Raw genomic sequence first — 24,783 nt, forward strand, 5'->3', positions numbered from 1 at the left:
CTCATCCCCTTTTGGAACGGCCGCAAACCCAGTTCACCCAGTCACCGCAGCCACAGCGACGAGCGTCGAGCCGTCGGTCAATCGAGCGAATCGTCGCGTCGGTTGGTCCTCCGTGCGATCACTCGCGTTCGGATCGCGTCGAGTCCTGGCTGTCCGTGCCCGTGCCAGAGCACGAGGGCGATGGCCGCGAGGACGAACTCGAGCAGGAAGTACGGGTCGCCGAGCGACCCCGCGAGGAGGTCGGCGATCGTCGGCGCTCCTTCTTCGTACGGTTCGACGGCCGTCACCGGCCACAGGAGCATGCCGACCGACGTCTCTCGCCAGAGCACGGGGACGATGTCCATAATCGGGTGAGAGAGCATTCCGAGAACGAACGCGAATCCGACCTCCCGACGGCCGACGTGCCGGGCGAGTAGCAGCGCTCCGATGGCCAGGGGGACGAGAAAGAGAAACGAGTGGCCGAGCGATCGTCCCGTCGGTAACATCCCCAGGTACCACGACAGTGGTTTGTCGAGCAGGTCCGGTACCTGACTCCCGACGAGCACGGCGACCACCGGCGCTGCGGCTGGTGGCTGGAGCGCCCGCCCCCGACGGGACAGTGTATAGCAGAGGTACGCGACGGCGGCGTGTCCGAGTGGCCACATTCTGTCTGGGCCGACGGGCGACGCGTACTTAACCGACGTGACTCGGCTCACCAGCCGCCGCGGGTCAGCGACGCCAGATTCGATACACGTCGCTCGCGAGATTGCTCACGACGTGAAAACGGGCCGGGCGCGATTGTGAACAACGTCCAGAAATGCTCGCTTCGCTGCGCCTTTCTGGCCTCCTTCAAATCGCTCGTGTCGTTTTCACTGCTCACGTCCGTTCGCAGGAAAACGGGCCGGGCGCGATTGTGAACTACGCCGAGACGGTCCTGCTCGCCTCGCTTCACTCACGGTTTCACCGTTCGTATCGCGGTTCTCACTTCGTTCCGAACCGCGCTTCGCTCGGCTGTGCGGGCTGCGACTCGTCTCCTTCAAATCGCTTATGGTCGCTTCGCTCCTCGCGTTTCGCTCGGAGCAGAAGCGGGCCGGGCGCGATTTGAACACGCGACCGTCTGGTTAAAAGCCAGACGCTCTGCCGGACTGAGCTACCGGCCCTCGAATTGGTATTCCGGTGAGTCGCGGTTAAACGTTTCTGTCCGTCCGGAGGGCGTCGGCCACGAGTTGGCCGGGGTCGACACCCTCGAGAGCGGCCCGCCGGCGAAGCTCTCGATAGCTATCGGGGGGTAAGTCGAGTTCGATCGTCCCGAGCGGGATGTCGCGCTCGGCGAGCGCCGTCTCGAGCGCTGTTCCGTCGGCGACGTCGCTCGTGATCCGTCGAACCTCACGGACTGACAGCTCGGCGTCGATCGTCGTCCACGCCAGGAGAAAGCGGTCCGACCCCTGGATGCGGGCGAGGTGTTTGGCGGCGGACGGCGCGATCTCGCCGCGGGCGACCTGGGTGCGGACCGCTCGGGGAAGGTCGTGGACGCGGGCCCATTTGCGGACGAACGAGACGGTTACGTCCCCACCGGCGCGGTCGGCAGCAGCGGTGTACGAGCCGACGCCACGAACCAGTGCCGCGCAGGCGGCTGCGCCGCGGAGCATCCGAAGGTGGTCGACGCCGTCGGCCGTGGCGAACGCACGGACGACGTCGGCGGCTTCGTCGACACTCGCCGGGTCGTCGGGATCGAACTGGACGGCATCACTCGCGTGCTCGCCGGTGACCGTTTCGTCGCCCCTGATGACCGGCTCGCCGACCGGCGACTCGCGATCGGTTGGGAGCTGTGGAGTGCGACCTTCGGGAGCGTGCTCGCTTCCCTCGTCGCCTGGGCCGTCTGGCATGTGTTACTTCGAACGAATAGCAGTCGGAAAAGGGATCCTATGGTGGCAGAACGTGTCTCGACTGGAGCGAGGCTGATCGTCTCGCACCGGGGTTTGTTTAGCCGCGTCGGGGCGATTCGAGTTCGATGTCGGCGGCGTCGAGCAGCTCTTCGACTTCGGCGCGCTTTTCCTGGTGCTCGGCTAGGAACTCCTTCATCAACTCGGCTGCTTGTTCCTTGCAGCCACCACAGAGCCGTTCACCGCCGACGCACTCCTCGTAGACGCGCGTCGCGAACTCGTCGTCGTCACCGGCGAGCAGGTAGGCGTAGAGTTCGTAGACGGGGCACTCGTCAGCCTCGCCGCCGAGTTCGCGCTGGAGTTCGGCCGTCTCCCGTCCGCCAGTCGTCGCGGCTTTCACCTTGTCGTAGCCGTCTTCGGGGTCGTCGAGCAGCGAGATGTGGCTCGCGGGGATCGAGGAGGACATCTTCCCGCCGGTGAGGCCGGTCATGAAGCGGTGGTAGATCGACGACGGGGCGAGGAAACCGTAGCCGCCCTGGTCGACCTCGACCTCGCGAGCGAGTTCCTCGGCGGTCTCGAGATTGAGGTCGAAGGCGTCGATGTGTTCCTCGAAGACGCGTTTCTCGCCATCCACGGCGTCGATCAGCGCCTCGAATGCCTCGTCGTCGCCGCGTCGGTTGACGATTCGGGTTCGCGGGCGGAGCGGCTCCATGCCGGCGTTCTCGAGCGAGTCGGCCGCGCGTTCGAGTGCTCCTTCGGTCTCCGAGGCGTCGAGCCGGTCGCCGCCCTCGTTGCGAAGCCACTCGGCTGCCTCGGTACATCGTGGCTGGTCGGGATCCTCGGCGTACTCCTCGCGGGCGTCGTAGGCCTGGGAGAGAACCACGAGTTCCGCGTCGTCGGCCTCGAAGCTCGCGTACGCTTCCGTGACGCCGAAGTAGCGCATCCGGGAGGCGAGGTCTCGTGCGAGGCGGACGTGCGGATCCTGGTCGGGGCCGACGGGGATGACGGTCGGTTTCGGCCCGTCGAGTTGTGGATAGAGGATGTCGGCCATCTGCGTGACGACGCTCTGCATGTGCGAAACGTCGGTCTCGCCGTCGAAGCCGTAGATCGATCCCAGCTCGGAGAAGTTGGCCTCGATGCCGAGTTCGAAGGCCAGGTCCTGGACCGCGCGGTTGGTCGACTGCCGGTAGAGCTCCCCCTCGTCCGGGTCAAATCCGAGTGCGAGCAGCGAGAGGAGGTAGTCGCGGGCGTGTTCGTCGATCTCGTCCCAGGAGAGGTCCCGCGCCGCGTGGGCCTCGAGGTCGGCGATCAGCCCGAACGCGTCGGCGCCCTGCTCCTGGTGCCAGATGATCTCGTCGAAGACGAGTTTGTGGCCGATGTGCGGGTCGCCGGTCGGCATGAATCCCGAGAGGACGGCCGCCTCCTCGCCCTCACGGAGGGCGTCCATCACGGGACGGTACTCGCGTTGGCCGAAGATGACGCCCCGGCGCATCAGGTAGTGCGGGTTCGGCACGTCCGCGAGGACGTCGTCGAACTCCTCGATGCCGAACTCCTCGAAGAGCTTGCGGTAGTCGGAGACGCTCGCCGCACCCCAGGGATCGAGGACGACATCGTCGACGTCGTCGGTTTCGACACCGCCATCTGCGGCCAGTTCGACGTGGTCACTCGGCGCCCCACCGTCGGTGAGGCCGTCCCCACCGCGTCTCGACCGTTCGTCCTCGCTCATTAGCTTTGTCCGCGTCCCGGCGGACGAAAAACCCTTCGTGTCGGGGGCTCCCCGGTGCCGCAATCGTCCCATATCAATCGCTCCCATCAGTCGCCATCCGGGAAGCGATCGCCTGTCTCCGACCGGAACGCCTTACTGGCGAGCGTCCCTACGTTCGAGTAATGACGACAGAGGTTCCGGACGGCGCACCGGTCGTCCTCTTCGACGGCGTCTGCAACCTCTGTAACGGCTTCGTCCAGTTCATCGCGCCGCGGGACGACGAGGGGGAGTTTTACTTCGCCTCGCTGCAGTCAGACGTCGGTCGCGAACTCCTCTCCAAACACGACCTCCCAACCGACGAACTCGAATCGATCGTGCTGGTCGAGGGCGAGGCGGCCTACGTCAAGTCCGGTGCCGTGCTCCGGATCGCCAGCCGACTCGGCGGCCTGTATCGTCTGCTCTCGCCGTTTCGGTACGTCCCCCGAGTGCTCCGGGACACCGTCTACGACCTCGTCGCGAACAACCGCTATCGCCTCTTCGGGAAGAAAGACCGCTGTGAGATCCCCGAGGGCGACGTCGGTGCCCGATTTCTGGAATAAGGTGGCGGTCTTCACACGCTAGTCGCCACTCAGGCGACGCTTACCGGTTCCAGACAGCGGCGTCCGGGTCGACCAGTCGTTCCTCGTGGTCGATGTCGTCGATGCGTGCCACTTCCTCGTCGGAAAGGTCGATCTCGCTCGCTCCGAGGTTCGCCTCGACGTGGTCGCCGCTTCCCTTCGGGATGGCGACGACGCCGTCGCGCTGGTGGTGCCAGGCCAGGGCGATCTGGTGGGCCGTGGCGTCGTGGGCGTCGGCGATCTCGGTGAGCGTCTCGTCCTCGTCGGCGCGACCCTGCATGATCGGGCAGTAGGCGACGGTGGTGATGTCGTGATCGCGTCCGTACGCGACGAGTTCGTCCTGCTGGAGCCACGGGTGACACTCGACCTGGTGAGCGACGACCGGCGAGTCGAGAATGTCGCGGGCCTCGTCTAAGTGGGCAACGTCGAAGTTACTGAGTCCGACGTGACGCGCCCACCCGCGGTCGCGAACCTCGTCCATCGCGGGAAGAGTGTCTTGGGGCTCGTAGGCGTCGAGCGGCCAGTGGACGTACAGGAGGTCGACGGCGTCGACGCCGAGCCGGTCGAGGCTCTCCTGGGTCGACTCGACGACGTCCTCGCCCCCGAGGTTCTCCGGTTTGACCTTCGTCGCGAGGAAGACGTCCTCGCGGTCGACGTCCGCCTGTGCGAGCGCGTCGCCGACGGCGTCCTCGTTGTCGTACATCTGTGCGGTGTCGACGTGGCGGTAGCCCGCTTCTAGCGCGCGAACGACGTTCTCGGTGCACTCGGCGCCTTCGTGGCCCGACGTGCCGAAGCCCGGCTGTGGAATTCGTGCGGTCATACGCGGGTGGACGCGGTCCCGACACTCCCGTCTCGGGAAAGCGGCAATCGAGGCCGCGACAGGTTTTTGCGACAACCGGCAGCATCGTTCGTATGGCTCCCGACGGTTCCGACGCGCCCGATACGGCCACCGGGGACGGAGGACACGGCGATCCCGACCGCGCCGGCCAGTTGCATCACCTCGAACTCTACGCCTCGGATCTCGAGGCGTCGATCGACTTCTGGGGCTGGCTCCTGGGCGAACTCGGCTACGAGAGACAGAACGACTGGGCCGGCGGCCGGTCGTGGATCAACGGCCCGACCTACGTCGTGCTCGTCGCGGCCGACGACGCGGTTGCCGCCGACCACCCGTTCGATCGTCGGGCGGCCGGACTCAATCACGTCGCCTTCCACGCGGCCTCGAACGAGCACGTCGACGCGATCACCGCCGGCGTTCGCGAGCGCGCCGACGCGACAGTGCTCTACGAGGATCGCCACCCGTACGCGGGCGGGTACTACGCGCTCTACTGCGAGGATCCGGAAGGGATCAAGGTCGAGGTCGTCGGGCCGGAGTGAACGGGCCGTTCCGTGCCGACGGTGATAGCGCCCGTCGAGCGTCCCTAACCCAGCACGTTTACCGACCCCCCGTTCCAAGACCCGCCAATGAGTGCCGACGACGAACCCCTCGCCGCCGACGGCGAGAACCCCTACCTCCGGGAGCCGCCGACCGACTTCCGGCCCGTTGCGGACATCGAGGAGTCCGAGGCCGACCGCCAGATCGAACTGTTGCGTGAGGCCATCCGCGAGCACGACCGCCGATACTACGTCGAGGGCGACCCGGCCATCGCCGATCGCACCTACGACGCGCTCTTCTCTCGGCTGGAAGTGCTCGAAGATCACTTCGACCGATCGGCCCCCGACAGCCCGACGAACCGCGTCGGCGGCGAGCCGGTCGACGCGTTCGAGACGGTCGAGCACGTCTCGCCGATGCTCTCGATCGACGCCAGCGGCGAGGTCGACGACGTTCGTGAGTACGACCAGCGGGTCAGACGGGAACTGGGCGTCGGCTCGACCACTGACACGGCTGCCGACGACGGCACGTCCGACATCGGCGCCGTCGATAGTGCCGGTGCCGACGACGGAACCGCGACCCTGTCTGACTTTAGCGACACCGCCGCGGCCGGTAGCACCGACGTCGACGCCGATCTCGGCTACGTCTGCGAGCCGAAGTTCGACGGCGTCTCGATCGAGTTCGTCTACGAGGACGGCCGGCTGGTCCGGGCGGTGACCCGCGGTGACGGCCAGGAGGGCGACGACGTGACGAAGAACGCCCGGACGATTCGCACCGTCCCGCAGCGCCTCCGCGGCGACTACCCCGACTTCCTCGCGGTTCGCGGCGAGGTCTACATGCCGAAGGACGCGTTCCAGGAACACAACCGCGAGCGCATCGAACAGGGGAAAGAGCCCTTCGCGAACCCGCGCAACGCGACGGCGGGGACGATCCGCCAGCTCGACCCATCGATCGTCGCCGAGCGGCCGCTCTCGGTCTTTTTCTTCGAGGTGCTCGACTCGAGTGACGGCATCGAGCGCCACACGGAGGCCCTGGAGCGCTTTCCCGACTGGGGATTTCGGGTCACCGAGGAGGTCGAACGCGTCGAATCGATCGATGCCGCGATCGACTATCGCGACGACCTCCTGGACCGCCGGGACGACCTGACCTTCGAGATCGACGGCGTCGTGATCAAGGTCGACGAGTACGCGTCGCGCGAGGCCCTTGGCACCACCGCCCGCCACGACCGGTGGGCCTACGCGTACAAGTTCCCCGCCCGCGCCGAGGTGACGACGATCCAGGACGTCGCGGTGCAGGTCGGCCGGACTGGTCGCGCCACGCCTGTCGCCCTGCTCGACCCCGTCGACGTCGGCGGGGTGACGGTCTCGCGAGCCAGTCTGCACAACCCCTCCGAGATCGCCGAGAAGAACGTCAACGTCGGCGACACCGTCCGCGTCCAGCGCGCCGGCGACGTCATCCCCTACGTCGCAGAGGTCGTCGAGAAGGGAAGCGACGGACACTGGGAGCTCCCCGACACCTGCCCCGTCTGTGAGAGCCACCTCGAGCGCGACGGGCCGATGGCCTTCTGCACCGGCGGGCTGGCCTGCGACGCCCAGCGCCGGCGCTCGATCGAATACTACGCCTCGGACGACGGGCTCGACATCGAAGGATTGGGCGAGAAGAGCGTCCGCCAGCTCGTCGCCGCCGGCCTCCTCGAGACGGTCGCGGACCTCTACGAACTCGATCGTGAGGATCTCGTGACCCTCGAGGGCTGGGGCGAGACCAGCGCCGACAACCTCCTCGCCGAACTCGAGGACGCGCGCGAACCGCCACTGCCGGACTTCCTCTCCGCGCTCGGCATCCAGCTGGTCGGTCCGACGACCGCCCGCGAACTCGCTCGCGAGTTCGAGACCTTCGCGGCCGTTCGCGAGGCGGCGATCGACTCGCCCGAGACCCTCGAATCAGTCGACGAGGTCGGCGAGACGGTCGCTCGCGCCATCCACGACTTCTTCACGAGCGAGGCTAACGCGGCCGTCGTCGAGCAACTTCTCGAGCACGTCTCGCCACAGGCCGCGGCTATCGAGGCGGGTGGCGACGAACTCGACGGGCTCACCTTCGTCTTCACCGGCGCGCTCGACGCCTGGACGCGGGGCGACGCCCAGGACCTCGTCGAGGCCCACGGCGCGAACGCGACGAGCAGCGTCTCCGGCAACACGGACTACCTCGTCGCCGGCGAGAACGCTGGCGCCTCGAAGCAGACGGACGCCGAGGAAAACGACGTCCCGGTGATCGACGAGGCTGAATTCACGGAGCTGCTCGTAGAGAACGGCATCGAGGTCGCGTAGGTCGAGCTCGCGGGAGTCGACGGCGCGGCGTCGAAGGTGTGGCGCACGTTCGCCCCTGCTCGTCAGCCCGACATGTGTTCTTCGGCGAACCAGTGGATGACGTGATCCTCCGCGCGGTGGAGCACGTCGCTGGCCGTCGAGCTGGCGACCCCGAGTCGGTCGGCGACGTCGCCGAGCGTCGCCTCGCGTGGCGTCCGGTAGTAGCCCGCTTCGACTGCCTCCCGGAGCACCGCCCGCTGGCGATCGGTGAGCAACCGGTCGGCCTGGCTCGTGTCGATCTCGCGGACGTGCTCGATGGTGAACCCGATGCCGAGGTTCTCCAGTTGGGTTCGGAGCGCCGAGAGCCGGCTCCGCGAGGTCGCCACCTCCCACGTCGCCTGTCCATCCTGGATGTCGAACGGCATCTCGAGCGGCACGCCGGCGCGCCAGACGGGCAAGAGGGGCAGTGGATTCGTCGTTTCGACCTGGAGGAGCGCCTCGTCGTCGTGCTTCCAGAGGAGCTCGAGCCGTTCGACGGTCTCGCGGTCCTGTATGTCGGTGATGATCGGGAGCGGGTCGCTCGCGACGAGTCGGACGAGGCCGATCCCGACGTCGTCACCCGGAATGCCGGTGACGACCCGGAAGACGACGGCCGGGTGCTGTCTCGAGAGTTCACCGATCCAGGTGTGCGCGGGGAGGTCGATCGTCAGTTTCGCGTGAGGCATCGAGTGTCTGGGCGTACGATTCGCCGAAGAATAACGCCACCTTCGAATATGTTAGCAACACTCTCTGATATTCGCCCGTTCGACTACCCGGACGCCAGCCCTCTACAATCGTAATGAGCGCATTCGTTTCGCGTCCGGTCGGGACGGTACTGGGGCTGTGGCCCGAGAATGGGTTCGACCGTCCGAACCTATCGCGGCGGGGCCGTCTCACCGTTCGTCGGGTGGTCTGCAGATGATGGCGGGGATTCCCCGTTTCGTCGCCGAGAACGCGCGCCTCGTCGTCGTGGGTATGCTGGTTGCATCGGCCGTGATCGGCGCCGGGGTGCCGATGGTCGAGCGCTCGCTGTCACTCGATCAGTTCCAGACGGACGACGAGGCCGCCGACGCCCTCGACTACGTCGAGGCGAACTTCTCCACCGACGGGTCGGAAACCACCACCGCACAGGTCGTCGTCCGGGACGAGAACGTCCTCGATCGAGAGACGCTCGTCGCCATGCTCGAGTACGAACGTTCCCTGCGGGACGACGAAACGGTCGACGAGACGCTCGTCGAGACCCGAAGCGTGGCAACCCTGGTCGCGACCGCGGCGATCAGTGAGGAACGTGATCCGGCGAACGCCACGCAGGACGGGACGGCGCCCTCCGATGCGAGTGCGTCGTCGGCGGACGGCGAGCGAGCGCCCGACATCGACGCTCGACTCGATGCGCTCCGGTCGCTCTCCGACGACGAGGTCGAACGGCTCGTGGGGGACGTCCTCGCCGGTGACGGGAATCGATCGTCGCAGGCGCTCACACTCCTGCCCGACTACTACGAGCCGGGAACGACCGAGACGAACGCGACGCTACTGGTGGTCACGCAGGAGACGCCTGGCGGTTCGTTCGCCCCAGGTGCTGCACCGGACGAGCTCGAAGCGTCCCAGACGGCCATGCAGGACCTGGCTCCGACCGACGGCTCACTGACGGTTCTCGTCTACGGTGACGGGATCGTCTCCACGGAGATCACCGACTCGATGGTCGACAGCGTACTCCTCGTGGGGCCGCTGGCCGTCGCGTTCGTCCTGATCGTCCTCGTGGTCGTCTACCGCGACCTCCTCGACATCCTGCTCGGGCTCACCGGGATCGGCCTCGTTCTCGTGTGGACGTTCGGTACGATGGGCTGGTTCGGTATCCCGTTCAGCCAGCCGTTTATCGTCGTCCTCGTCCTGCTGATCGGGCTTTCGATCGACTACGGCCTCCACGTCGTCATGCGCTACCGTGAGGCCCGTCCGTCCGGCGAGGTCGCCCCCAGTCGCGCGATGGCCGCGGCGCTCGGGAGTGTCGGCGTCGCACTCGTCTACGTGACGGCCACGACCGTCATCGGCTTCCTCTCGAACCTCGCGAGCCCGCTCGCAATCTTCCGAAATCTCGGGCTCGTCAGCGCGATCGGTATCGTGGCCACGCTGGCAGTCTTCGGCCTCTTCGTTCCGGCACTGAAGGTCGAACTCGACGGCCTGCTCGAACGCCACGGCGTCGATCGAGTGAAACCGGCGGTCGGAACCGGTGGCGGGTCGATCAGTCGCCTTCTCGGTGTGGGTGCGACGCTCGCGACGCGGGCGCCCGCGGCCGTCATCGTCGTCGCGCTCGTCGTCAGCGGCGTTGGGGCCTACGGCGCGACGACGGTCGACGCCAGTTTCGAGCAGTCCGACTTCCTGGCGGAGGATCCCGACGACTGGGTGAAAGACCTGCCCGAGCCGATCGCACCGGGGACCTACACGGCCGAGCGGGCGATCGACACGCTCGAAGCGGATTTCGTCAGGCGGGATACGACGGCGTCGATTCTGCTCACCGGTGACGTCACCGATCCAGCGACGCTAGAGCGCCTCGATGCGGCACGCGCTACCGCTCGCGACGGGCCGGTGACCGCGACTTACGCCGACGGCGAACCCGCAGTCACCGACCCGATTACGGTGATGGACCGCGTCGCCGCCGCGAACGAATCGTTTGCCGCGACGTACTCGGCCGCAGACGTGGACGGGGATGGCATCCCCGATCGGAACGTCACTGCCGTCTACGACGCTCTCTACCGGGTCGCTCCCGACGATGCGTCGAACGTCGTTCACCGCGACGACGGGGACTACGAGGCACTCCGGATGGTGGTGACCGTCGACGGAAGTGCCGCCGACGTGGCCGTTCAGGACCTGCTGGACTCGATCGCTGCCGATGCCGACCGTGACGGCGTCGACGCGATCGCGACGGGTGATGGCGTCGTAAACCGGCTCACGGCTGATCAACTCGCGGAGACGGCGCTCACGAGCCTGTTCGTTGCCCTCGCGTCGGTACTCGTCGCCCTCGCAGTCGCCTACCGCGTTACCGAGGGGAGCGCCTCGCTCGGTGTCGTGACCATCGCCCCCGTCGCCGCCACGCTGACGTGGGTGCTCGGGACGATGGCGTTGCTCGACATCCCGTTCAACATCGTCACCGGCATGATCACCGGCCTCACGATCGGTCTCGGCGTGGACTACAGCCTGCACGTCACCGAACGATTCGTTCAGGAACTCGCGAGTGCGAACTCGACCGCGTCGGCGCTGCGAGAAACCGTCACCGGGACTGGCGGCGCCTTGCTGTCGAGTGCTGCGACGACCGCGAGCGGGTTCGCGGTCTTGCTCGTCGCGATCTTGCCGTTCCTCCAGTCGTTCGGTCTCATCACGGCACTGACGATCGGGTACGCGTTTCTGGCGAGCGTCTTCGTACTCCCGAGCCTGCTGGTCGTTTGGGTGCAGGTCGTCGGGAAAGGGGCGGATCCGAGCTAGAGATCGGCGCGCTGGAAGCGCCAGTAGCCGATCGCGACCGGGACCGCGACCCAGAGCGCGAGGATGACGAAGGCGAACCAGTGCTGGAGGAAGAACGGCTGTTCGAGCCCCTGGTACTGGTCGGGGTTCGAGAGGACGTTCTGGCCTTCGCCGACGACCGACGTATTCGGCAGCTCCTCGTATCGCAGCGAGAAGACGGCGAGCAGCATGTCCATGAAGACGTTGAACAGATCGAACCGATAGACGAATGCTGCGGCATCGCCACTGAGTAGTTCTAGCCGGCTGTTGACGTACGAGAAGATGGCCTGCCAGGCGTAAAACAGGATGAAGATCGTGATGCCGACCAGGGTCGCGCGCGACTCCGTGCTGACGAGCGCGGAGGCGCCGATGCCGACGGCGACGAATGCGATGCCGAACAGGATCGTCAGCCCCGTCACCACTGACAGTTCGAACAGCGGGAATGCGTCGAACTGTACCATCAGGAGGATCGCGCTCGGAACGAAGCTGGCGAGGATCGCGATCGTTAGCAGGCCCGACCGACCGATCAATTTGCCGACGAGGACCTCCAGGCGGCTGTGAGGCAGCGAGAGAAGGATCTTGATGCTTCCGAGGTCGCGCTCGCGGGAGATCGACTTGATACTGACGACGAGACCGGTCAACGGCACCAGGAAGGCGATCGCCGGCATCGCCGAGATGACGAACAGTAGCCCCACGGCGAGTTTGCGCTCGACGCCGGTGCCGAACTCCGCCGCGCCGGCCGAATCGACGAACAGGTAGGTGATCCCACCGACGGCGAGCAGGAACAGCGCCATCAGGCCCCACAACATGCGCGAGCGGATGCCGTCCGAGAAGTCCTTCCGGGCGACGGCAGCGTAGCTCATGCCGTCACCTCCGCTTTGTCGGTCGTGTAGGCATGGAAGACCTCCTCGAGCGAGGCCTCCTCCGTCGAGAAGTCCTCGACGACGAAGCCCTCGTCCTCGAGCGCAGAGAGGATGGCTGTCTTCGAACCGCTCGTCGAGACGACGAGTGCGGAGGTCGAGGCGTCGCGATCGATCGAGGCCGACGTCACACCGTCGACCCGCTGGGCCGTCTGGACTGCCTCGTCCGTTGCGCGGTCGAGTTCGATCCGGAGCGTCTCACCCCCGCCGACCGAATCGCGCAGTCCCTCGATGGTGTCCTCGGCGACGAGCTGTCCCTCACGAACGATGCCGACGCGGTCGCAGACCGCCTCGACCTGTTCGAGGATGTGACTCGAGAAGAAGACCGTCGCGCCGCGGTTGGCCTCCTCCAGGACGAGTTCGCGCATCTCCCGCGCGCCGTTGGGATCGAGCCCGGTCGTGGGTTCGTCGAGGATCAGGAGATCGGGGTCGCCCACCAGGGCCATCGCGAGGAGGAGGCGCTGGGCCATCCCCTTCGAGTACCCGCCAGCCTTGCGGTCGGCGTCCGCGGGATCGAGGCCGACGCGGTCGAGGAGGGCATCGGGATCGTCGTTCACGCCTTTCGACCGGATGGCGAACTCGAGGTGCTGGTAGCCGGTCAGGCGATCGTAGGTCTGATAGCCCTCGGGCAGGACGCCGATACGCTTTCGAATCTGCTTACTCTCGCGCTGGGCATCCATTCCGAGGACGGAGATCGACCCGCTCGTCGGCTTGACGAAGTCGAGGACCATGTTGATCGTCGTCGACTTTCCGGCGCCGTTCGGCCCCAGAAAGCCAAAGACCTCGCCCGATTCGACCGACAGGGAGAGGTCGTCGACGGCGACGACGTCACCGAACCGTTTCGAGACGCCGTCGATTGCTATCGTTGCCATATCTCACAGATAGTAACCGTCGAACAAAAGTATTGTCACTCGTGTGTAATTCTCACGGGGTACCAACAGGATGGCTTTTGTCACGTGCCGTACTAGATCAGTTCGTCCGGATCCGTCGATTCGGCGACGCGACTCGCCTCTGTCGCGTATCGCTCTCGCGTCTCGGGGTCGGGGACGGGTTCGAGATCGGCCACCTCGATATCGACCGCTGCCGTCGCCGCATTGTCGCCCTGCAAACTGGTTGCACTGCGCTCCTTGCGCTGGTAGCGTTCCCCATCGGGCGTCGCGTAGACGAGCGTCACGAGATTTCGATCGTCGAACGTTCGTTCGACCAGCCAGCAGCGGACGGTCTCGTCGTCGGCTTCGGTCATGACCGGCGGTTGGCCAGCCATCGTGGTGAGTCTGTCGGCGAGCATTGGCGAGGGCGCGCGGTAGTCCGTCCCTAGTCGGGTGTACGGCCGGGACGTTATTCCCCCGGGGTGTCGAATCCATCCGCATGGTGAGACGCGATCGAGCACCGGTCGACCCTGATTCCGACGGGCATCCCTCGCAGCGCGATGCCTGGCGCGATCGCGTCGCGGAACTCCTGCTGGCAGGCGAGCGCGTTCGAGAGCGCGTGGATGCCGACGAACACGCACTCGTCGTGACGAGTCACCGTGTGCTCGCGTTCCACCCGAAATCGGCCGACGGGCCCCAATTTCGGGCCGTCGACCGACCGAACGCCGTCGACGTCCGTACGGAGACGCAGGAGTCGCTTCGCCTGCTTGGCTGGGCGTTTCTGCTGAGCGCCGTCGGGACACTCGTCGCGCTCGTCGGGGTCTCGGTGGACTTTGCGGGCCTCGTTCCGACCGTCGAGAGTCCCGGGCCGATGGCGGGGACCGTCCAGGGGACACTCGACACGCTCACGACCGTTCTCGACACGCTCGGCCACCTCCTCGTTCTGCTCGGTCTCGTCGGCCTCCTCGGCGGTCTCGCCGCGTTCGCCCGGTACCTCAACAGTCGCCGCGAACGCCTCGTCGTCGCCGTGTCGGGAGCGCCCGATCTCTCGATCCCACCGCCAGCTACCCCGGACCGGTCCGTTGCCGTCCTCACGCGGGCGATCGAGGCCGGGCCGGATTCGGGGGCGGTCAAGGCCAAGCCGGATTCAGGACTGGTCGAATCGGAATCGCCCGGCGGCGAACACGGCACCGGCCCGTCCGTCACCACGTCGAAGGGTGGTGCCAGCACTGACGCGGGATCGGACCAGGGTTGATCCGCCGTGGTCACGACGCTCGGTCGAACGCGTCACGCTGATACCGCTCGACGCCCTATCCGGGTTCGATGCAGCCGCAGTCGGTTCGTGAGCGAGCCGGCGATCTCCCGACCGAGCCCGGCGTCTACCAGTTTCTCGACGGGGAGACGACGCTGTACGTCGGGAAGGCCGTCGACGTTCGATCGCGGGTGCGCTCGTACGCCGACCCCCGGAGCGCGCGGATCGCGCGGATGGTTCGCGAGGCCGACGCGATCGACGTTGCCGTCACGGACACGGAGACGCAGGCGCTGTTGCTCGAGGCGAACCTCATCAAGCGCCACCAGCCGCGGTACAACGTCCGACTCAAGGACGACAAGTCCTACCCGATGGTCCAGCTGACGGATCACGACGTGCCGCGGATCGAAATAACGAGAGATCCCGACGAATCGGCCACGGTGTTCGGCCCGTATACCAAGAAGACGCGGGTCGAGACGGTCGTGAAGGCCTTGCGCGAGACGTATGGAATTCGTGGCTGTTCCGATCACAAGTACAGCGGCCGCGACCGGCCCTGCCTGGACTTCGAGATGGGGCTGTGCACGGCGCCGTGTACCGGTGAGATCAGTGTGGACGCATACAGCGAGGACGTCGACCCGGTCCGCCGATTTCTCGAGGGCGAGACGGGCATCCTCGCTGATCCGCTCGAGTCGGGGATGCAGGAGGCAGCTGCGGCGAAGGACTTCGAGCGTGCAGCCAACCTGCGCGACCGCCTGGCCGCCGTCGAGCGCTTTCACGGCGAGGGCGGCGAGGCCGTCCAGGCCTACGACGACGCGAACACCGTCGACGTCCTCGGCGTCGCCATCGAGGGCGAAGAGGCGACCGTCGCCAGACTGCGCTCGGAGGGCGGCAAGCTCGTCGATCGGGACCGCTTCACCCTGGCGGCACCCTACGGCGCGGACGAAGGTGTCCCGACCGTGATCGCCGCGTTTGTCGTCCAGCACTACGCCGAGCGCGACCTGCCCGACGCCCTTCTGCTTCCCGAGCGCCACGACGACGAGGAGGTCGCCGCCTGGCTCGACGCGGAAGGCGTCGCCGTCCGGGTGCCCGGCGCCGGTCGGGAGGCGAAGCTGATCGATCTCGCGCTCAAGAACGCCCGGCGCAACGTCGGCGGCCGAGACGAGTGTGGCATGCTGGCCGACGCGCTCGAGATCGACGCCGCGCGCCGGATCGAGGGCTTCGACGTGAGCCACGCCCAGGGGAAGTCGGCCGTCGGGAGCGACGTCACGTTCGTCGGCGGCAGCGCCGAGAAGGCCGACTACCGGCGCAAAAAGTTAGACGACGAAAACGACGACTACGCGAACATGCGCCGACTGATCACCTGGCGGGCAGCCCGCGCTGTCGAGGGCCGGGACGACCGCCCAGATCCTGACCTCCTCCTGATCGACGGCGGAAAGGGCCAACTGGAAGCGGCGCGCGAGGCCCTTGAGGCGGAAGGCTGGGACGTCCCCGCGGTCGGTCTCGCGAAATCCGAAGAGCGCGTGATCACGCCGGACCGCGAGCACGCCTGGCCCAGCGACGCGCCGCACCTCCACCTCCTCCAGCGGGTGCGCGACGAGGCCCACCGCTTCGCGGTGCAGTACCACCAGACGATTCGCGACGACGTCCGGACGGTGCTCGACGACGTCCCCGGGATCGGCCCCGAGACACGCAAGCGCCTGCTCGGTCGGTTCGGAAGCGTCGAGAACGTTCGCGAGGCGACCCTCGACGACCTGACCAGCGTCGACGGCGTCGGCCAGAAGACCGCGGAGACGGTCAAGTCGCGGCTGTAGTGTCGGACCACTTGATAGGCCCTGCACAGACGTCATCGACTCTCTCTTCGGCTCGTGACGTTTTGCCCCGCGCCTGGCCCGACCCTCGCTGTTTCAGATGTCCGTTGCCCGGAATCGCCACGCGGCGATCCCGGTAGATGCGACGATCCAGCCGAGGAGTATCGCACCCGCGACGGCCGGCTCCTCCCAGAGCTCGGGGTTCTCGGCCGCGCTCGCGACCGACGCGTCGGCGAGCGAGGGGGAGATACCGGCCACCAGGTTTGCAAATGCCGTCATCGGGCTCGTCGCCGCCACGACTTCGGCCCACGTCGCCGTCGTCTCGGGCCGTTCGAAGCCGTGGATGACGTACCGGACGACTGCCGGAAGCTGCGACCAGCCGTCGAAGACGAAGACGACGTAGGCGCCGAACGCCGTCACCGTCGCCAGCATCGTCGAGCGCGCGAGGGTAGAGATCGCGACCGCGATCGAGACGAATGTGGTCGCGAGCAGCGAGAGGGTGACCGCGGCGGCGATCAGGTGTCCGGGGTCGACGGCGACGTCTGTCACGAGCGCGACCGGAAGCGCCGCCAGCAGCGCGACCAGCGGGGCCGAGGCGATCACCGCACTCCTGCCGAGGAGCGTGCCGAGGACGACCGTTCGACGGGCGAACGGGAGCCCGAGCAGGACGGTCAGTGCCCCGGATCGACGCTTCTCCACGATGGTCGTGGCGACGAATCCGAGCGCGACGAGCGGTACGAGCATCACGAGCGCTCCGAACAGCGATGCAACCATCCCGACCGGCTCGCTGCGGACGCCCGCTCCCGTACCCTGACTCGCGCTGTAGGTGATCACCAGCCCGACGAGCCCGAACAGTCCCCAGAGGGTGTGTAGCTGGCGCTCCCGTCGTGCGTCGAGAGCGTCCTCGCGCGCGTACAGGAGCAACCGTCGCGGCGTCCCGACGAGTCGATTCACGCGACCCCCTCCGTGAACACGGCGAACAGGTCCTCGAGGGGCGTCTCCTCGACTGCGACATCCGTGACGGGAACGCATTCGTGCATCGTCGCGATCGCCGCGGCCTTGGCTCGCGCTTCGCAGGTGACGACGACCGTCGCGGCTGCGTCCGGGTCGCCGTCGAACCCTTTTGCACCGTCGCCTAGTCCCGCGCCGTCGATGGGTTCTGCCGACTCGGCACGCTGGGGACTGCTCGTCCGTTGCTCGTCTCCTCCGCCTGACCGGTGGCCTGCTGTCGCCGTGACCTGCCTGGGCGACGCATCATCGGCAGCGGACTCGACGCGGACCGAGACGACGCCGTCGACGGCCCGAACGCGCTCGATCGCCGCCTCGTCGTGGTTCGCGAGCGCGAGGGTCACCGTGGCGGTGCCGCCGGCGCGCTCGCGGAGGTTCTCGATGCTGTCGACCGTGACGATCTCGCCGCGATCGAGGATGGCGACGCGGTCGCAGACAGCTTCGACCTGCTCCAAAATGTGACTCGAGAAGAAGACGGTCGCGCCGCGGGCGTTCTCCTCGCGGATGATCTCGCGCATCTCGCGGGCACCGTTGGGATCGAGCCCGGTCGTGGGTTCGTCGAGGATTAGCAGGTCCGGCTCGCCCACCAGAGCCATCGCGAGCAGGAGCCGCTGGGTCATCCCTTTCGAGTACTGTGCGACCGGGTACTCCTCCGGACCCAGCATTCCGACGCGGCCCAGCAACTCGTCCGGATCGTCGTCGGCGCCTTTGGCTTCGATGGCAAACTCGACGTGTTCACGACCGGTACGCTCGCCGACCGGTCCGTGACCGTCTGGCAGGACCCCCGTCCATTCTCTGACTCGCACGCTCTCGTCGGGGACGTCGTGACCGAGGACGCGGACCGATCCGGCGGTCGGTTCGAGGTAATCGAGCATGATGTCGATCGTCGTCGACTTGCCGGCGCCGTTCGGCCCCAAAAAGCCGAAGATTTCCCCGTCTTCGACGCGAAGGTCCACGTCGCGGAGGGCGGTCACATCGTTCGATTTGCGGAGTCCGCTGGCGCCGTACCGTTTCGTGACGCCGCGGAGTTCGATGGCGGCCATACTTCGACAATTCCTTCCAAGAACAAAATATTTTGTCACGAGAGGTACGATGTGCAACTAAATTCTGCGTTCGGAGAGCGACCATACCCCTTCGGACAGCGTTCGGTAGCCCGGGAGTAGCGATACGGAGTGGGATGTACTACATGATGCACTCGCTGATCGATCCGGACTCGGCGACGTCGGGTCGCGAATCCGACGAGTGCATACCTCTTTGCCGGCTCGGCACCTACGATCACACGTGGCAAACGACGAGGACATCGACGACCTGTTAGACGAGCTCGATACGCACGGCGACCTGGATGCGGCGGAGCAAGTGTTGCGGCTCCGCACGGAGAGCAGACGGTACGACAAGCCGGTGACGATCGTCGAGGGATTCGACCTTTCCAAGTCGGAAATCGAGTCGCTCGCCTCCGACCTGAAGAGTGCGATGGGGACCGGCGGGACCGTGGACGAGGGCCGTATCGAACTACAGGGCGACCATCGCGATCGAGTGCCGGACCTGCTTCGCGATCGAGGTTTTCAGGTCCAGGCGTAACGTCGCATCGCTTTCTCCGGCGCTGTCTCGCTCAACTGCAGCTGAATCCGTCCAAATACGCTTGAGAGAACTACTTTATCTCTCGTCGGTGGAGCCGTTCCTATGGGACAACGTACCATAGCCATCAGGCCGGCGACGACGGCCGACCGCGAGGCGATTCGCGAGGTCGCCAGGGACACCTGGCACGACACCTACGACGAGCTCGATTCGGCAACGATCGACGAGACGATCGCGGAGTGGTACGACGACGAATCGTTTTCAGCGGCGCTCGAGAAGCCGGGAACCGCGGTTCTAGTGGCCGAATCCGACGGCGAGATCGTCGGCTTCACCCACGGCGTCGTCTCCGAGGACGAGGGCGACGTCCTCCGAATGTACGTGCATCCGGACCATCAGCGGGAGGGCATCGGGACGGCGCTACACGAGCGACTTCGGTCGTCTCTCGAGGACTTCCACATGAATCGCATGCGGGCGATCGACCTCGCGTCGAACGAGGGTGGCCGGCGGTTCTACGAGCGCCTCGGCTTCGAGGAGAGCGGCGAAGGCGAGGTCGAGATAGGCGGTGAGACTCGAACAGAGGTCGTCTACACGCTAGAATTGTAGGGTCAGGTGTGGGGCCTGTGGCGCCCCGTTTCCCTGCTCACTCGAACGCGTACAGGGCCCCGTCGCTCGTCCCGACGAAGAGCGCGTCGTCGGCGACGGCTGGTCGCCGGCCGAACTCGCCGTCGAGGGGTCGTCGCCACTGCACTTCTCCCTGCTGGTAGTCGATGCCGACGAGGACGGCCTCGTCGCCGACGAGATACACGCGATCCTCGGCGACAACCGGGCCCGAGTGTGGTCGCCCCTCGAGTTCGAGGATCCAGTCGGGCCCGTCGTCTCGGGATTTCGTGGCGAGAATGCCGCCCGTTCCGATCACGACGGACGTCCCGTCTGTCACGGCCGGCGTCCAGAGGATGTGTCCGGAGACGGATTGGACCCCGGATCGAAAGCCGGAGGGCTCGTACACTTCCATGGTGAGCGACGGGGCGTAGATGGTCTCGTCGGCGACCGCCGGCGACTGCATTCGCGACCCCTCTCTCGTCCAGGTGACGTCGCCTGACTCGCGATTGACGCGGTGAATCCAGCCCTGCAGCATGGCGGTGTTCTCCGTGCCGACGTAGACGGCGTCGTCCGTCACGGCGGGGTAGTCGACGACCGGTGCGTCGACGGGAGCGTTCCACTCGATTTCGCCGTCCGTCGCCCCGAGCGCGTAAACTCGGGGCGATTCCGTCGTCCCGACGTAAAGTTCGTCCCCGGCTGGCGTGGGTCCGGCGACGGGACCCGATAGTTCGGTCGTCCACGCCTCGCTCCCGTCCGTCCGGTCGAGCGCGACGATGTCCCCAGTCTCCGTTCCGAAGACGACCTGTCCGTCGACCACGCACGGACAGTGTGCCTTCGCGCCGTAGCCGTGTTCCGCCCACTCTTCGTCGCCCGATTTTGCGTCGAGCGCGTGGACGGACCCCGCCTCGGTGCAGACGTAGACGGTTCCGTCGACGACTGCGACCTGCTCACCGACGCCACCCGGAAGGTCGACGCGCCATCGTTCTGTCGGCTCGTCGCCCGGGCCGCCCGCTTCGGTGTACCCGTGGTTCCGGGCCGTCCGCTGGAAGCTCGGCCAGTCCGTTGGGCCGATCGCTGGCTCCGTCTCCTCGGCTGCGAGGAAGTCGATACACCCGGCCGTCGAGACGAGTGTCGACCCGGCGAGCATCGCCGATACCTCCCGTCGCGAGACGTTCATACACCATCTGATAAACTACTGTGAGTTATCGGTTCCGTTGCAGGTGCTGGTGGACAGAACGTGCCGTTCGGTCGACGTCTGGTCGAGAGTGATTCCTGCCGTTGTTCCGGGCTGTGAGGCGCCTGGCTCGGTGTTCGACGCCGGCGGGAATCTGGCGAGTACCGTCTCGGATAACTGAAGTTAATATAACACACACGCCAGATTACTGAAATATGCACACGATTCATATCCGTGTGGCTGTGAGGCTATCGCATGCACGAACCCGAGCGGTCGACCGCGTTCGACACTCGCGCCGTGACGGCGGGGGAGAAGGCACTCGCCCACGAGGGCGGGTACGGCGATGCGGTGTCGCCAATCCACCTCGCCTCGACGTACGGTCTGGAGGCGCTGGATCCGTCGATGGGGCTCGACGACGTCGATCCCGACGCGGGCCAGTACCTCTACGGACGCCTCTCGAATCCGACGCGGCGAGCACTGGAGAACCGACTCGCCTCGCTCGAAGGCGGCGAGCACGCGATGGCGTTCGCCTCCGGAACGGCCGCGATCGCGGCGGTGGGGCTGTCGATTCTGGAACCCGGCGACCGACTCGTCGCGTTCGAGGATCTCTACGCGGGCACGAAGCGGATGTTCACGGAACTGTTCGCCCGCCGGTTCGACGTCGAGGTGACGTTCGTCGACGCGACGGACGTAGACGCGGTCGACGCGGCCATCGACGAGCGCACGAAACTCGTCTGGTTGGAGACGCCGACGAACCCCCTGCTCCGACTCTGTGATATCGAGGCGATCGCCGAGCTGGCACACGATCGCGACGCGCTGGTCGGCGTGGACAACACCTTCCTCAGCCCCTATTTCCAGCAACCGCTCGACCTCGGAGCCGACCTCGTCGCCCACAGCACGACGAAGTACATCAACGGTCACAGCGACTCGATCGGCGGCGCCGTGATCACGGACGACGCGGCCCTCGCGGAGGAACTCGAACTCACCCAGCAGATCACCGCCGGCGGCGTCCTCTCGCCGTTCGACAGCTACCTCACCCTCCGCGGTGTGAAGACCCTCCCGCTGCGCATGCGCCAGCACGAGTCGAACGCGATGGCGCTCGCCGAGTTTCTGGACGACCACCCCGCCGTCCGGGCTGTTCACTATCCCGGCCTCGAATCACACCCGCAACACGACCTCGCGACCCGTCAGCAGTCGGGCTACGGCGGCGTCCTCTCGTTCGAACTGGCGGGCACGCAGGACGACGCGATCGCCTTCCTCGACGAACTGTCCGAGATCACTCTCGCGGTGAGCCTCGGCGGCGTGGAGTCGCTGATCGAGCTCCCCGCGGCGATGACCCACGAACCGCTCGACCCCGCACAGCGGGACGCCATCGGTATCACGGACACGCTCTGTCGCCTCTCCGTCGGCGTCGAGGATGTCGACGATCTCCGGGCCGACCTGGAGCGCGGACTGGAACGGGTATCCGCGGTGGAATCGGTTGCGGGCGGGGAGTGACGGACTTCGCCATCTGACACCCGTAAACGGCCGAGAGCGGGACTCGTCGTTCTGAAGAGCCTTCCGAGCAAATCGTCGTCCATGGGGCTACGGCTGTACGAACTCCTTTTCCGGCGTCCTCATCGCCGAGCATCGCAGCCGGAACTGTCTCGCCGAAAGCTATTTAGCACCTTCTCCTAAAGATAGAATTAGATGCGTCTAATCTATCCACGTCACTCGCGAGGTGGCCGGCGTGGCTGATCCGCTCTCGATTCTGCTCGCGTCGCTGCGGGACGGCTACGTCCAGGTGAGCGTCTTCGTCGCGGTGACGGTGCTCGCGTTCGGATTCGTCCAGTATCGAACCGACGGCGCACTGCTCCGCGCCATCGAGGACAACGAGCGTCTCCAGCCGCTCATCGGCGGCCTCCTTGGCCTCACGCCCGGTTGCGGTGGTGCGATCGTCGTCATGCCGCTGTACGTCCGTGGGTCGGTCAGCTTCGGCACCGTCGTGGCCACGTTGGGTGCGACGGCCGGTGACTCGGCGTTCGTCATCCTCGCGCTGGCTCCAGAGGCCGCCCTCTACGCCTACGCCATCGCACTCGTCGCCTCGGTGGCGACGGGATATCTCGTCGACACTGCGGGACTCGGCGTCACACGCGTCGACGCGGCCGTCTCGCGCCTCGCGCCCGGGACGACCGCCACCGACGGCGGTACCGTCGTGAACAACCGGGTCGGGCCGAACCCCACCCACGATTATCCGACCTGTTCACCGACCCACTCTCACGAGGCCGGCCCCGATCGCACGTCGCGGATTCTCACACCGCTGTCGCACGCCGCGCACGTCGCCTGGTGGATCGCGGCCGTCGGTGGCCTCATTCTCGGCACCATCTACCTCCTTCGCGGCGGCCCCGAGATTGCGCTGTCGGTCGGTGTCGACTTCGCCGGCGCGTTCACCGTCTTCGGCCTCGTGGGCGGCGTCCTCTCGCTGTACCTCTACGCGATCGGGCGCCACTACGTCGGTGAGGGCGAGATCGCCCGCGCCCGCGACTCGTTTGGCTCCATCTACGACACGCTGACCCACGCAGCGATGGAGACGAGCTTCGTCACCGTCTGGGTGATCGTCGCACTGGCCGGGTACGAGTACGTGGTGGTCCTCTCCGGGCTGGACGTCGCCGCGGTCGCCGCGACGGCGGGCGTGCTCGCCCCGATCGGCGGCGTCGCGGTCGGCCTGATCCCCGGCTGCGGCCCCCAGATCCTGCTCGCCGGCGTCTACGCAGAGGGTGCGCTGCCATTCTCCGCCCTCGCGGCCAACGCCATCGCCCAGGACGGTGACGCCCTGTTCCCGCTGCTCGCGATCGACCCGAAGGCCGCCGTCGTGGCGACGATCTACAACGCGCTCCCGGCGCTCGTCGTCGGCGTGGCGCTGTTCTTCCTCTGGGAACCCGTCTTCGGCATGCCGGAGTTCGGCTTCGGGGTTGCGTGAAGGCGGGCTCGGTCACGCTGGAATTGTGCGTTCGGTCTCGACCGGGACAACAAGAAACGATGGACAAGATCCTGGAGTCGATCGGCCGTCTGGACGGTGTGGCCCTCGGCGAGGCGTAAAATGATCGGCTGCCGATTTCTTCTCGGCGAGAATATCGACGACGTCGAGGAGATATGAGCGCCTCGTCTGCCTCCTCGACGTGTCGGCCGGCACCGTCGCTCAAGCGAGCGGACGATATTCTAGTGCATGTGTCCGTTCTCCGTACCGCGCGGGCGGAGGCCGAGTCAATTGCTATCGTGAGGTGATATGCCGCCTTCTCGACCAGCTTCCACGCCATCGTTTCCGGATCGGTCTCGAACAGCTGTGGGCGCTGATATTGGCTTATGGACATGACCAAAAGATATAATACAGTTTGTTGGTAATTCGTGATCGATGTCTCGATACGATCGCATCGGCAGGCGGACCGTCCTGAAAGCAGTGCCGCTCTCGCTCGGTGCCGTCGGAACTGTGTCCGCCGACGGCGATGAGGATCAATTCGACAAGGATCAGGTCGTGAGTCCATGCTGTGGCGGTGGCGGCGGTGGGACGGTAACGCTTGCCAACGCCATCGATACGAAGGAAGACTATAACGACGAGGAAGAAGCGAGAATCGAATTGACGGTCTCTGGTCCGTCGTCCACGTCCGTCCAGACCAACACCCTAGGGTTGACGTGGGCCATGAACCACGACGGGATGTGGTATCACTTTGAAAACACGACTCTGGAGTTCCAGATGAACGAGGCCACCAATCCGGCCGACAGCACCGTCGACTGGGTCGACGGATATTCTCAAGGAACCGGAGGTATCTCGTCGGACCAGGTGCAGTACGCCCTAGACACGCTCTGGGGATCGACACCTATCCCCGCGCCGAATCCGCTTGATGTCGAACGAGACACCGGTCTCGACATCAACGAAGCTGATAGCCACTTCAGCCACGATTACGGCGACTATTTCGGCAAGATCGACGAAGACGCCTGCGGAGGCGCCGAGTTCAACGTCAGCCTCGGAACCGACGGCAGTCTCGAGGACGGGTCGTACGAGTTCGACGTCAGTTTTTCGACCGAACTGTGGCTCACGAACCCCGATGGCGGTCCCGATTCGCACGTCAAAGATCTCGATATCGACGCAAGCGGAACCATCTTCGTCGATACGAGTTGAGATCGAGGACTCCTCAGTCGCGCACCGCCGATCCGTC

At 66.3% G+C, this 24,783-nt stretch carries 22 protein-coding genes and 1 tRNA gene; 11 read left to right on the forward strand and 12 right to left on the reverse strand.

The genetic code is table 11. The annotated features are described in order from the left end of the window. Nucleotides 1-77: 77 nt before the first annotated feature. The 4 genes from HALRU_RS00870 to HALRU_RS00885 all read right to left on the reverse strand — a co-directional run bounded on the left by HALRU_RS00870 (nt 78) and on the right by HALRU_RS00885 (nt 3,588). Entirely contained in the window at nt 78-644 is a 567-nt protein-coding gene (locus HALRU_RS00870; protein WP_015299528.1) for a metal-dependent hydrolase, read from the reverse strand. Between the two features lie 421 nt (nt 645-1,065). Then, nucleotides 1,066-1,139: transfer RNA gene (locus HALRU_RS00875), tRNA-Lys, on the reverse strand. Between the two features lie 27 nt (nt 1,140-1,166). Next, nucleotides 1,167-1,865, reverse strand: a complete 699-nt coding sequence (locus HALRU_RS00880; protein ID WP_015299529.1) for a DUF7119 family protein — start codon at nt 1,863-1,865, stop codon at nt 1,167-1,169. A gap of 97 nt (nt 1,866-1,962) precedes the next feature. After that, nucleotides 1,963-3,588 (reverse strand): tryptophan--tRNA ligase, encoded by a 1,626-nt coding sequence (locus tag HALRU_RS00885; RefSeq protein WP_015299530.1) that lies wholly within the window; start codon nt 3,586-3,588, stop codon nt 1,963-1,965. Nucleotides 3,589-3,749: 161 nt separating this feature from the next. Here HALRU_RS00885 and HALRU_RS00890 point away from each other — a divergent pair, with 161 nt between their 5' ends. Beyond that, nucleotides 3,750-4,166: a thiol-disulfide oxidoreductase DCC family protein gene (locus HALRU_RS00890; protein ID WP_007701737.1), complete on the forward strand. Its 417-nt coding sequence runs from the start codon at nt 3,750-3,752 to the stop codon at nt 4,164-4,166. Between the two features lie 40 nt (nt 4,167-4,206). On the opposite strand, the gene HALRU_RS00895 is transcribed toward HALRU_RS00890, so the two are convergent. Then, nucleotides 4,207-5,004, reverse strand: a complete 798-nt coding sequence (locus HALRU_RS00895) for an aldo/keto reductase (RefSeq protein WP_015299531.1) — start codon at nt 5,002-5,004, stop codon at nt 4,207-4,209. 92 nt (nt 5,005-5,096) lie between these two features. Between HALRU_RS00895 and HALRU_RS00900 the strand changes: the two genes are divergently transcribed. Beyond that, nucleotides 5,097-5,558 carry a VOC family protein gene (locus HALRU_RS00900; protein ID WP_015299532.1) on the forward strand — a complete coding sequence of 154 codons (462 nt, stop codon included), beginning with the start codon at nt 5,097-5,099 and terminating at the stop codon, nt 5,556-5,558. An 87-nt stretch (nt 5,559-5,645) separates the two neighbouring features. Continuing rightward, the gene (gene ligA / locus HALRU_RS00905) at nt 5,646-7,877 is read left to right on the forward strand and encodes an NAD-dependent DNA ligase LigA (protein ID WP_015299533.1); all 2,232 of its coding nucleotides are present in this window, start codon (nt 5,646-5,648) and stop codon (nt 7,875-7,877) included. A 62-nt stretch (nt 7,878-7,939) separates the two neighbouring features. Here ligA and HALRU_RS00910 read toward each other — a convergent pair whose 3' ends face one another. After that, complete coding sequence (locus HALRU_RS00910) at nt 7,940-8,581, reverse strand: helix-turn-helix domain-containing protein (protein WP_015299534.1); 642 nt, start codon at nt 8,579-8,581, stop codon at nt 7,940-7,942. 232 nt (nt 8,582-8,813) lie between these two features. Here HALRU_RS00910 and HALRU_RS00915 point away from each other — a divergent pair, with 232 nt between their 5' ends. Then, entirely contained in the window at nt 8,814-11,369 is a 2,556-nt protein-coding gene (locus HALRU_RS00915; protein WP_148680378.1) for an efflux RND transporter permease subunit, read from the forward strand. Here HALRU_RS00915 and HALRU_RS00920 read toward each other — a convergent pair. The 3 genes from HALRU_RS00920 to HALRU_RS00930 form a co-directional block, all read right to left on the reverse strand. Then, a complete protein-coding gene (locus HALRU_RS00920; RefSeq protein WP_015299536.1) occupies nt 11,366-12,250 on the reverse strand; it encodes an ABC transporter permease in 885 nt (294 codons plus the stop codon). The two genes, HALRU_RS00915 and HALRU_RS00920, sit on opposite strands and share 4 nt — an antisense overlap. After that, nucleotides 12,247-13,179, reverse strand: coding sequence for an ABC transporter ATP-binding protein (locus tag HALRU_RS00925; protein ID WP_015299537.1), 933 nt, complete (start codon nt 13,177-13,179; stop codon nt 12,247-12,249). Before HALRU_RS00925 ends, HALRU_RS00920 begins: the two co-directional genes overlap by 4 nt. Nucleotides 13,180-13,271: 92 nt before the next feature. Then, on the reverse strand, nt 13,272-13,550 hold the full coding sequence (locus tag HALRU_RS00930) for a hypothetical protein (RefSeq protein WP_148680579.1): 279 nt from the start codon (nt 13,548-13,550) through the stop codon (nt 13,272-13,274). Nucleotides 13,551-13,675: 125 nt separating this feature from the next. Between HALRU_RS00930 and HALRU_RS00935 the strand changes: the two genes are divergently transcribed. After that, nucleotides 13,676-14,431 (forward strand): hypothetical protein, encoded by a 756-nt coding sequence (locus HALRU_RS00935; RefSeq protein ID WP_015299539.1) that lies wholly within the window; start codon nt 13,676-13,678, stop codon nt 14,429-14,431. Between the two features lie 68 nt (nt 14,432-14,499). After that, nucleotides 14,500-16,236, forward strand: coding sequence for an excinuclease ABC subunit C (locus HALRU_RS00940; RefSeq protein ID WP_015299540.1), 1,737 nt, complete (start codon nt 14,500-14,502; stop codon nt 16,234-16,236). 93 nt (nt 16,237-16,329) lie between these two features. On the opposite strand, the gene HALRU_RS00945 is transcribed toward HALRU_RS00940, so the two are convergent. Further along, complete coding sequence (locus HALRU_RS00945) at nt 16,330-17,187, reverse strand: ABC transporter permease (protein WP_015299541.1); 858 nt, start codon at nt 17,185-17,187, stop codon at nt 16,330-16,332. Beyond that, nucleotides 17,184-18,284, reverse strand: coding sequence for an ABC transporter ATP-binding protein (locus tag HALRU_RS00950; protein WP_015299542.1), 1,101 nt, complete (start codon nt 18,282-18,284; stop codon nt 17,184-17,186). The genes HALRU_RS00945 and HALRU_RS00950 overlap by 4 nt, the downstream gene beginning before the upstream one ends. A gap of 238 nt (nt 18,285-18,522) precedes the next feature. On the opposite strand from HALRU_RS00950, the gene HALRU_RS00955 reads away from it, so the two are divergent. Then, nucleotides 18,523-18,819 carry a translation initiation factor gene (locus tag HALRU_RS00955; protein ID WP_015299543.1) on the forward strand — a complete coding sequence of 99 codons (297 nt, stop codon included), beginning with the start codon at nt 18,523-18,525 and terminating at the stop codon, nt 18,817-18,819. Nucleotides 18,820-18,936: 117 nt separating this feature from the next. After that, nucleotides 18,937-19,419 (forward strand): GNAT family N-acetyltransferase, encoded by a 483-nt coding sequence (locus HALRU_RS00960; RefSeq protein WP_148680580.1) that lies wholly within the window; start codon nt 18,937-18,939, stop codon nt 19,417-19,419. 37 nt (nt 19,420-19,456) lie between these two features. On the opposite strand, the gene HALRU_RS00965 is transcribed toward HALRU_RS00960, so the two are convergent. Then, nucleotides 19,457-20,593 carry an outer membrane protein assembly factor BamB family protein gene (locus tag HALRU_RS00965; protein WP_015299545.1) on the reverse strand — a complete coding sequence of 379 codons (1,137 nt, stop codon included), beginning with the start codon at nt 20,591-20,593 and terminating at the stop codon, nt 19,457-19,459. A gap of 252 nt (nt 20,594-20,845) precedes the next feature. On the opposite strand from HALRU_RS00965, the gene HALRU_RS00970 reads away from it, so the two are divergent. The 3 genes from HALRU_RS00970 to HALRU_RS00980 all read left to right on the forward strand — a co-directional run bounded on the left by HALRU_RS00970 (nt 20,846) and on the right by HALRU_RS00980 (nt 24,746). Continuing rightward, nucleotides 20,846-22,087 (forward strand): trans-sulfuration enzyme family protein, encoded by a 1,242-nt coding sequence (locus HALRU_RS00970; RefSeq protein ID WP_015299546.1) that lies wholly within the window; start codon nt 20,846-20,848, stop codon nt 22,085-22,087. 232 nt (nt 22,088-22,319) lie between these two features. Next, on the forward strand, nt 22,320-23,549 hold the full coding sequence (locus tag HALRU_RS00975; protein WP_015299547.1) for a putative manganese transporter: 1,230 nt from the start codon (nt 22,320-22,322) through the stop codon (nt 23,547-23,549). A gap of 432 nt (nt 23,550-23,981) precedes the next feature. Next, nucleotides 23,982-24,746, forward strand: a complete 765-nt coding sequence (locus HALRU_RS00980) for a hypothetical protein (protein WP_015299548.1) — start codon at nt 23,982-23,984, stop codon at nt 24,744-24,746. The last annotated feature ends 37 nt before the right edge of the window (nt 24,747-24,783 follow it).

The organism is Halovivax ruber XH-70 (assembly GCF_000328525.1).
Classification (GTDB): Archaea; Halobacteriota; Halobacteria; order Halobacteriales; family Natrialbaceae; genus Halovivax; species Halovivax ruber.

Coding starts and splice junctions, on each gene's coding strand:
- HALRU_RS00870 (WP_015299528.1), bottom strand. CDS start 644: ATGTGGCCACTCGGACACGCCGCCGTCGCGTACCTCTGCTATACACTG.
- HALRU_RS00880 (WP_015299529.1), bottom strand. CDS start 1,865: ATGCCAGACGGCCCAGGCGACGAGGGAAGCGAGCACGCTCCCGAAGGT.
- HALRU_RS00885 (WP_015299530.1), bottom strand. CDS start 3,588: ATGAGCGAGGACGAACGGTCGAGACGCGGTGGGGACGGCCTCACCGAC.
- HALRU_RS00890 (WP_007701737.1), top strand. CDS start 3,750: ATGACGACAGAGGTTCCGGACGGCGCACCGGTCGTCCTCTTCGACGGC.
- HALRU_RS00895 (WP_015299531.1), bottom strand. CDS start 5,004: ATGACCGCACGAATTCCACAGCCGGGCTTCGGCACGTCGGGCCACGAA.
- HALRU_RS00900 (WP_015299532.1), top strand. CDS start 5,097: ATGGCTCCCGACGGTTCCGACGCGCCCGATACGGCCACCGGGGACGGA.
- ligA (WP_015299533.1), top strand. CDS start 5,646: ATGAGTGCCGACGACGAACCCCTCGCCGCCGACGGCGAGAACCCCTAC.
- HALRU_RS00910 (WP_015299534.1), bottom strand. CDS start 8,581: ATGCCTCACGCGAAACTGACGATCGACCTCCCCGCGCACACCTGGATC.
- HALRU_RS00915 (WP_148680378.1), top strand. CDS start 8,814: ATGATGGCGGGGATTCCCCGTTTCGTCGCCGAGAACGCGCGCCTCGTC.
- HALRU_RS00920 (WP_015299536.1), bottom strand. CDS start 12,250: ATGAGCTACGCTGCCGTCGCCCGGAAGGACTTCTCGGACGGCATCCGC.
- HALRU_RS00925 (WP_015299537.1), bottom strand. CDS start 13,179: ATGGCAACGATAGCAATCGACGGCGTCTCGAAACGGTTCGGTGACGTC.
- HALRU_RS00930 (WP_148680579.1), bottom strand. CDS start 13,550: ATGACCGAAGCCGACGACGAGACCGTCCGCTGCTGGCTGGTCGAACGA.
- HALRU_RS00935 (WP_015299539.1), top strand. CDS start 13,676: ATGGTGAGACGCGATCGAGCACCGGTCGACCCTGATTCCGACGGGCAT.
- HALRU_RS00940 (WP_015299540.1), top strand. CDS start 14,500: ATGCAGCCGCAGTCGGTTCGTGAGCGAGCCGGCGATCTCCCGACCGAG.
- HALRU_RS00950 (WP_015299542.1), bottom strand. CDS start 18,284: ATGGCCGCCATCGAACTCCGCGGCGTCACGAAACGGTACGGCGCCAGC.
- HALRU_RS00965 (WP_015299545.1), bottom strand. CDS start 20,593: ATGAACGTCTCGCGACGGGAGGTATCGGCGATGCTCGCCGGGTCGACA.
- HALRU_RS00970 (WP_015299546.1), top strand. CDS start 20,846: ATGCACGAACCCGAGCGGTCGACCGCGTTCGACACTCGCGCCGTGACG.
- HALRU_RS00980 (WP_015299548.1), top strand. CDS start 23,982: ATGTCTCGATACGATCGCATCGGCAGGCGGACCGTCCTGAAAGCAGTG.